The organism is Pseudaminobacter sp. Soil_N_29 (assembly GCF_057656055.1).
Window position 1 is genome coordinate 1 of record NZ_JBDGLC010000018.1, and the last position, 6,940, is coordinate 6,940.

At 63.2% G+C, this 6,940-nt stretch carries 9 protein-coding genes and 1 pseudogene; 6 read left to right on the forward strand and 4 right to left on the reverse strand.

All coding sequences use genetic code 11. The features are described 5' to 3' along the window. Positions 1–211: 211 nt before the first annotated feature. The 5 genes from napE to AC3A4H_RS23380 are packed head-to-tail and all read left to right on the forward strand — an operon-like array spanning position 212 to position 4,432. Positions 212–421: a periplasmic nitrate reductase, NapE protein gene (gene napE, locus AC3A4H_RS23360; protein ID WP_487768845.1), complete on the forward strand. Its 210-nt coding sequence runs from the start codon at positions 212–214 to the stop codon at positions 419–421. 7 nt (positions 422–428) lie between these two features. Beyond that, the gene (locus AC3A4H_RS23365) at positions 429–764 is read left to right on the forward strand and encodes a chaperone NapD (protein WP_487768846.1); all 336 of its coding nucleotides are present in this window, start codon (positions 429–431) and stop codon (positions 762–764) included. Between the two features lie 2 nt (positions 765–766). After that, positions 767–3,262, forward strand: a complete 2,496-nt coding sequence (gene napA / locus AC3A4H_RS23370) for a periplasmic nitrate reductase subunit alpha (RefSeq protein ID WP_487768847.1) — start codon at positions 767–769, stop codon at positions 3,260–3,262. After that, positions 3,235–3,720 carry a nitrate reductase cytochrome c-type subunit gene (locus AC3A4H_RS23375; protein WP_487768848.1) on the forward strand — a complete coding sequence of 162 codons (486 nt, stop codon included), beginning with the start codon at positions 3,235–3,237 and terminating at the stop codon, positions 3,718–3,720. Before napA ends, AC3A4H_RS23375 begins: the two co-directional genes overlap by 28 nt. Positions 3,721–3,724: 4 nt before the next feature. Further along, the gene (locus AC3A4H_RS23380) at positions 3,725–4,432 is read left to right on the forward strand and encodes a cytochrome c3 family protein (RefSeq protein ID WP_487768849.1); all 708 of its coding nucleotides are present in this window, start codon (positions 3,725–3,727) and stop codon (positions 4,430–4,432) included. Between the two features lie 74 nt (positions 4,433–4,506). Here AC3A4H_RS23380 and AC3A4H_RS23385 read toward each other — a convergent pair whose 3' ends face one another. Next, on the reverse strand, positions 4,507–4,950 hold the full coding sequence (locus AC3A4H_RS23385) for a pseudoazurin (protein ID WP_487768850.1): 444 nt from the start codon (positions 4,948–4,950) through the stop codon (positions 4,507–4,509). Positions 4,951–5,087: 137 nt separating this feature from the next. Between AC3A4H_RS23385 and AC3A4H_RS23390 the strand changes: the two genes are divergently transcribed. After that, the gene (locus AC3A4H_RS23390; RefSeq protein ID WP_487768851.1) at positions 5,088–5,789 is read left to right on the forward strand and encodes a Crp/Fnr family transcriptional regulator; all 702 of its coding nucleotides are present in this window, start codon (positions 5,088–5,090) and stop codon (positions 5,787–5,789) included. A gap of 4 nt (positions 5,790–5,793) precedes the next feature. Here AC3A4H_RS23390 and AC3A4H_RS23395 read toward each other — a convergent pair whose 3' ends face one another. The 3 genes and pseudogenes from AC3A4H_RS23395 to AC3A4H_RS23405 form a co-directional block, all read right to left on the reverse strand. After that, positions 5,794–6,003 carry a DUF1858 domain-containing protein gene (locus AC3A4H_RS23395; RefSeq protein WP_487768852.1) on the reverse strand — a complete coding sequence of 70 codons (210 nt, stop codon included), beginning with the start codon at positions 6,001–6,003 and terminating at the stop codon, positions 5,794–5,796. A 172-nt stretch (positions 6,004–6,175) separates the two neighbouring features. Beyond that, positions 6,176–6,448 (reverse strand): hypothetical protein, encoded by a 273-nt coding sequence (locus AC3A4H_RS23400; RefSeq protein WP_487768853.1) that lies wholly within the window; start codon positions 6,446–6,448, stop codon positions 6,176–6,178. Positions 6,449–6,610: 162 nt separating this feature from the next. After that, positions 6,611–6,940 (reverse strand): annotated as a pseudogene (locus tag AC3A4H_RS23405) (PQQ-dependent dehydrogenase, methanol/ethanol family); the annotation flags it as partial.

Genomic DNA, 6,940 nt, shown 5'->3' on the forward strand with positions numbered 1-6,940 from the left:
GTTCTCGCCTGCGGTGGAGCTTTCTGGAGCGCTGCATTTCTTCTATTCGCAGTGCGTTACGCACCCATCCTGTGGGGTCCCCGGGCCGCCCGCGGAGCGTAGTTTTCCATGCCGCAGAAGCTATTGCAAAAATAACTTGGGGCTTTAGCCTACCTCTACGTCATCCTGCTGAGTCGAATGACGTTCGCCGTTTTGCGGCATGAGGAGGTCCATGATCCAGGACACCGGAAAGGCAGCAGCGGAAGTGGCGCATCTTCCGCCTCCAAAAGCCAGGCGCAAGGAACTGCTCGCGTTTCTTGTGCTTGCCTTCGGCATCTGGCCGATCGTGGCGGTTGGTGTGGTCGGCGGCTACGGCTTTTTGGTCTGGATGTGGCAGATCATTTTCGGCCCGCCAGGCCCTCCTTCACATCCCTTGCATTGAGGCTTGCATGATGGACACCCCGTCTGATGGCGTGACGAGGCGCCAGTTTCTCGCAGGCAGAACGGGCCGCATCCATGGCGCCGGGTCTGCACCGGAGCAGCACTGCATATCGAGCGCGGTGGTCGCGGTGCTGCCGGGCCGCGAGGACGAGATCGCGGCCAAGCTGGCCGAAATGAACGGCGTGGAACTGAGCGCACGCCAGGGCAGCAAGATGGTGGTGCTGCTCGAAGGTCCGGGCAGCGGCGCGGTCGGCAGTCTGCTGCTCCAGATCGCCGTCATGGACGGTGTGATCACGGCCAACATGGTGTTCGAGCACGTCGAACAGGAAGTCCAGGGAGCTTGAGAATGGACCTTTCCCGACGCGATCTGCTGAAAGCGCAGGCGGCGGCGATAGCGGCTACGGCGGCCGGCATTGCGCCCGAAGCCGCAGCCCAGCCGGTGCCAGGCGGCGTGAGCGCATTGGAGATCAAGTGGTCGAAGGCGCCCTGCCGCTTCTGCGGGACCGGCTGCGGCGTGATGGTTGGCGTCAAGGAAGGCAAGGTCGTTGCCACCCATGGAGACATGCAGGCGGAGGTCAACCGCGGCCTGAACTGCGTGAAGGGCTATTTCCTTTCGAAGATCATGTATGGCGCGGACAGGCTGACCCAGCCGCTGCTGCGCAAGAGGAACGGTGTCTACGACAAGGAAGGCGAATTCGAGCCGGTCTCCTGGGACGAGGCCTTCGACATCATGGCCGAAAAGTGCAAGAAGGTGCTCAAGGAGAAGGGTCCCACCGCCGTCGGCATGTTCGGCTCCGGCCAGTGGACGATCTTCGAGGGATACGCCGCGACGAAGCTGATGCGCGCGGGCTTCCGCTCCAACAACCTCGACCCGAACGCCCGTCACTGCATGGCCTCGGCCGCCGTCGCCTTCATGCGCACCTTCGGCATGGACGAGCCGATGGGCTGCTACGACGACTTCGAGGCCGCCGATGCCTTCGTGCTGTGGGGCTCGAACATGGCCGAGATGCATCCGATCCTGTGGACGCGGGTCGCGGACCGCAGGCTCGGCCATCCGCATGTCCGCTGTGCGGTGCTGTCGACCTTCACCCACCGCTCGATGGACCTCGCCGACATCCCGATCGTCTTCAAGCCGGGCACCGACCTTGCGATCCTCAACTACATCGCCAACCACATCATCACGACGGGGCGGGTGCACGAGGACTTCGTGAGCAACCACACCGTCTTCGTGAAGGGGGCCACCGACATCGGCTACGGCCTGCGCCCGGAGCATCCGCTCGAGCAGGCCGCCACCGGCGCAGCCGAGCCGGGAAAGACCGAGCCGTTCACCTTTGAAGAGTTCAAGGCCTTCGTCTCCGAATACACGCTCGAGAAGGTCTCGAAAATATCGGGCGTCGAGCCCGGTTTCCTCGAAGAACTGGCGGAACTCTACGCGGACCCGACCAAGAAGGTCATGTCGCTCTGGACGATGGGGTTCAACCAGCACGTCCGCGGCGTCTGGGCCAACCAGATGCTCTACAATCTGCACCTGCTCACCGGGAAAATCTCGGAGCCGGGCAACAGCCCGTTCTCGCTCACCGGCCAGCCTTCCGCCTGCGGCACGGCACGCGAGGTCGGCACCTTCGCCCATCGGCTGCCGGCCGACATGGTGGTCACCAACCCGGAGCATCGCGCCCACGCCGAAGAGATCTGGAAGGTGCCGCACGGGCTGCTGCCCGACAAGCCCGGCTACCACGCCGTGCAGCAGGACCGGATGCTGAAGGACGGTAAGCTCAACTGGTACTGGATCCAGGTGAACAACAATCTCCAGGCCGCGCCGAACACTGGCCAGGAGACCTATCCCGGCTATCGAGACCCGGACAATTTCATCGTTGTCTCGGATGCCTATCCGACGATCACCGCTGTCAACGCCGACCTGATCCTGCCTGCCGCCATGTGGGTCGAGAAGGAAGGCGCCTATGGCAATGCCGAGCGCCGCACGCATGTCTGGCATCAGCTGGTGAATGCGCCCGGCGAGGCGCGGTCGGACCTCTGGCAGTTGGTCGAGTTCTCCAAGCGGTTCACGGCCGACGAGGTCTGGCCGGCCGACATCCTCGATGTCAATCCCACCTATCGTGGCAAGAGCCTGTACGAGGTTCTGTTCGCCAACGGCCAGGTTGATCGCTTTCCGCTTTCCGAAGTCGATCCGGAATACGAGAACCGGGAAGCGAAGCACTTCGGCTTCTACCTCCAGAAGGGACTGTTCGAGGAATACGCGTCCTTCGGCCGTGGCCATGGCCACGACCTGGCGCCCTACGACATGTACCATCAGGTGCGCGGGATGCGCTGGCCTGTGGTGGATGGCAAGGAGACGCTCTGGCGCTACCGCGAGGGCCACGATCCCTATGTCAAACCCGGCGAAGGCGTGAAGTTCTACGGCAATCCCGACGGCAAGGCCAAGATCATCGCCGTGCCGTATGAACCGCCGGCGGAGTCTCCCGACGACGAGTACGACCTGTGGCTGGTGACAGGCCGGGTTCTCGAACATTGGCATTCCGGCTCCATGACCATGCGGGTTCCCGAACTCTACAAAGCGTTCCCCGGAGCCGTCTGCTTCATGAATGCCGACGATGCCCGTGACCGGGGGCTGAACCAGGGCGCGGAGATCAAGGTGATGTCCCGCCGTGGCGAGATCCGAACCCGCCTGGAGACGCGCGGCCGCAACCGCATGCCGAAGGGCGTCGTCTTCGTTCCGTGGTTCGATGCCAGCCAGTTGATCAACAAGGTGACGCTGGACGCGACCGATCCGATTTCCAAGCAGACGGACTTCAAGAAATGCGCGGTCAAGATCGTATCCGTATGAAGACACGGACACTCCTTGCTCTGATCGGGGCAGGGGCCGTGTTCACCATCTCCACTGCCTTGGCGCAGATGGGCGCGGAGCTCAGAGGCGACGTGCCGTTCACCGAAGAAGCGCCTGCCAACCCGCTGCCTAAATGGACCGTGGACGACATCCGCAAGATGCGCGCCTACCCGGACCAGCCACCGGTCATCCCGCACTCGATCGAGGGCTATCAGCTTTCCGTCAATACGAACCGATGCCTTTCCTGCCACAAGCGGGAGCTTACCGAAGGCTCGGGCGCGCCGATGATCAGCGTGACCCATTACATCACGCGCGAAGGCCAGATGCTCGCGGACGTCTCCCCCCGCCGCTACTTCTGCACGGCCTGCCATGTGCCTCAGGCGACCAACGCACCGCCGGTCAAGAACACTTTCAAGGACATGAGCGAGATGGGCGTTGAACACGCGGGGGACATGTAGACAAATGGGCAAGCTGCGGGCGGCCGCCCTCTGGGCGTGGAAAATCCTGTCTACGCCGGCGGCTACGCTGAGCCTTGGCTTTCTCACGCTCGGCGGCTTTGTCGGCGGCGTGGTGTTCTGGGGCGCCTTCAACACCGCGCTCGAGGTGACCAACACCGAGAAGTTCTGCATCTCGTGTCATGAGATGGAAGCGAACGTCTATCAGGAGCTGACGCGGACGATCCACTTCACCAACCGGTCGGGCGTGCGGGCGTCTTGCCCCGACTGCCATGTGCCGCATCAGTGGACGGACAAGATCGCTCGCAAGATGCAGGCCTCAAAGGAGGTCTGGGGCAAGATCTTCGGCACGATCGACACGCGCCGGAAATTCCTGGACAAGCGGCTGGAGCTTGCCCAGCACGAATGGGCGCGCCTGAAGGCCAATGACAGCCTGGAATGCCGCAACTGCCACTCGTCGGTGGCGATGGACCTCTCGAAGCAGACGCAGCGCGCTGCCGACATCCACACCCGATACCTGCTGAGCGGCCAGGCGACCTGCATCGACTGCCACAAGGGCATCGCGCATGAGCTGCCCAACATGGAAGGCATCGATCCGGGCTGGAAGGTCCCGCCCGAACTGCAGGGCGAGCAATTGCCGCAAACCTCCATCTTCGACAGGCTGGAGCGGTGGTCCACCGTACACGCCGTCGTTGCCGGCGAGTTCGCGAACTGAACAAGGCCGGCGGCGCGGCCGGGGGACTTCCGTCAACCGGCCTTGCCCCTCCGGCCCTCGTTGGCCGCTCGGGATTATTCCGCAGCGACGACCTGCCCAAACAGCTCATCGAACGTGGCTTTGGCTTTGCCAGTCTGCTTCACCGCCTTCGCTTCAGCCAGGTTCGCCGCGGCCCCGACCTCGATCAGCGCCACCATGCCCATGCCGTAATGGGGCGTGCACTTCACCCCGTAGACGCCTTCCTTGTCGATCGTCACGGCAAACTCCTCGTTGAACTTGCTCTTGAAGGGTTCAGCTTCCGCCGGGATCATGCCCTTGATGGTCTCGACGTTGTGGCCCTTGTCGGTCGGCACGAAGCGGATGGTGTCGCCCGGCGCCGCCTTGATATAGGCAGGCTCGAACACCATCGCGCCCTTCTCGCCCTTGTTCAGCATCTTGACCTCGAATTCCGCGGCACCTGCGGTTGCAGTGAAGGCGACCGCCGCTCCAAAGGCCAGGGTTGCGATGATCCTGTTCATTTTCCTCTTCCTTTTTGCTGCGGCGTCAGACCGCGCACAAACCTATAGATGTCGTCGGGTGGGCACAGTTTGCGCTGGCGCAAACTCAGGGTAAAAAGCAGGGGAAGACTTTCCGATAACCCCGGAGGACGTGCCGCATGCCCGTGCTCGACAGGTCTCTGCTTGCGGGCCGACCCGCCTTCGCCGGCGTTTCCCCGGAGGACCTCGATCACATCCTGAAGGCAGCGCGGTCGTCGCGTGTGCCGAAGGACTCGGAGGTGTTCTCGCAGGACGAGGAAGCGCGGTCGTTCCACCTGCTTCTCTCCGGCCATATCCGCGTCGTTCGCACCACGCCGGAGGGCCATCAGGTCATTGCTCGCTACATCAATGAGGGCGAACTCCTCGGCATCGCGATCGCCATGGGCAAGACGACCTACCCGGCCAGCGCGGTTGCGGCCGTCGATTGCGTGGTGCTCTCCTGGCCCAATGCTGCATGGCCCGACCTGGTGGCGCGGGTTCCAGCCTTCGGCACGGCAGCCTACCAGACGATCGGAACTCGGCTCGAGGACACGCAGAAACAGGTCATGCAGATGGCAACGGAGCAGGTCGAACAGCGGATCGCCCGTACCGTGCTGCGGCTCGTGCAGCAGTCCGGGCGCAAGACGCCGGAGGGGATCGAGATCGATTTTCCGATCACCCGCCAGGACATCGCCGAGATGACCGGCACCACGCTGCATACTGTGAGCCGGCTGCTCAGCGCCTGGGAAACTGAGGGGTTGGTTCGTGGCGGACGTCAGAAGGTCACCGTCACCGATCCGCATGGCCTCATGCTGATTGCCGAGAACCGGCGGCGCAGCTGAAGGCTCAGCCCGCCAAAACGGCTTCCAGCTCCATCAGAAACTCGCTTTCAGGCACGGCATGCTCACGGCAGGCCTCGGAAATGGTATGGAACGGTCCGATTGGACATCCCACGCAGAGCATGCGACGGCGGACCAGAACGTGGATCGTCGCGGGCCACCGGCGCATCACCTCGTCTATCGGCATGTCAGGATGGACCCTCGGCGTTCGAACCATGGGAGATTGCTCCTTCAAAGAAAGCCATTCTCCCCCAAGATCAGCCTTGCGTCGTTGCGCCGGAGCAAAGAGCAATCCCGTAGCAGCATTGGCTGGCTCATCAGTGAGGACCCACCACCGCACAACCACAACTGGAATGGCCGGGTGGCCGAGCGACGGCTACCAACGCGGGCTAGCCCTGTTTTTTCTTGAGCTGCCGACATCGGCGCGCGTGCGACGGCCTCTCGCGACGTCGGTACAGACGCATCATCAGGCCGAATATGTCTCTTGGGGTTCGACCGAGCTCGTAAAGCGACAGAATTCTCGCTGCGATCTCGTTCCGCTCGGCTTGATCGTCGATGTGCAACCTTCTGAATATCCGCCATATCAGTATGTCGAGCACGTGCAGTTCTTCGGGCGAAAAGGAACCGCGTTGCTCTTGGCGGAGGGAAAAATAGCCCCGCATCTTCGCGCTCCTTGACAGCAGCAGAAGACGCCTGCCCGCTGGGAGGCGCCATATTGATCCAGAAAGCCGAGCCGCTACATCACCGCCGGACCGGGCGTTCGCGGTGCCGGCCCGGCAATGGGATGGGCGCCCCATTCCTTGCGCACGAGCGCGGGCCGGCTATCAGTCCGGAAGGCCGAAGACGGTCAACTGGCCGCCCAGTGCGGTGTAATCGGCCAATCCCGCATAGCCGCCGACGACGCCGAGGCCGGCCGTGTTGACAGCCTCTTTCTCGGTGCCCTGTGCGCGGCCTTGGTCAGCCGCCGCGTGCCAGGCCTGCGCGTTCTCCGGCGACAGCAGGCCGCCCGCCAGACCTATGCCGGCCCAGCCGCCGACACCCGAGTACACGGCAATGTACTGCTTGCCCTTGTGCTCATAGGTGGTGACGTTGCCGATGATGCCGGACGGCGTCTTGAACTTGTAAAGTTCCTTGCCGTTCTTATCGACCGCCTT

Excerpts from the sequence above, each read along its gene's own strand:
- napE (WP_487768845.1), top strand. The coding sequence starts at position 212 with ATGATCCAGGACACCGGAAAGGCAGCAGCGGAAGTGGCGCATCTTCCG.
- AC3A4H_RS23365 (WP_487768846.1), top strand. The coding sequence starts at position 429 with ATGATGGACACCCCGTCTGATGGCGTGACGAGGCGCCAGTTTCTCGCA.
- napA (WP_487768847.1), top strand. The coding sequence starts at position 767 with ATGGACCTTTCCCGACGCGATCTGCTGAAAGCGCAGGCGGCGGCGATA.
- AC3A4H_RS23375 (WP_487768848.1), top strand. The coding sequence starts at position 3,235 with ATGCGCGGTCAAGATCGTATCCGTATGAAGACACGGACACTCCTTGCT.
- AC3A4H_RS23380 (WP_487768849.1), top strand. The coding sequence starts at position 3,725 with ATGGGCAAGCTGCGGGCGGCCGCCCTCTGGGCGTGGAAAATCCTGTCT.
- AC3A4H_RS23385 (WP_487768850.1), bottom strand. The coding sequence starts at position 4,950 with ATGAACAGGATCATCGCAACCCTGGCCTTTGGAGCGGCGGTCGCCTTC.
- AC3A4H_RS23390 (WP_487768851.1), top strand. The coding sequence starts at position 5,088 with ATGCCCGTGCTCGACAGGTCTCTGCTTGCGGGCCGACCCGCCTTCGCC.
- AC3A4H_RS23395 (WP_487768852.1), bottom strand. The coding sequence starts at position 6,003 with ATGGTTCGAACGCCGAGGGTCCATCCTGACATGCCGATAGACGAGGTG.
- AC3A4H_RS23400 (WP_487768853.1), bottom strand. The coding sequence starts at position 6,448 with ATGCGGGGCTATTTTTCCCTCCGCCAAGAGCAACGCGGTTCCTTTTCG.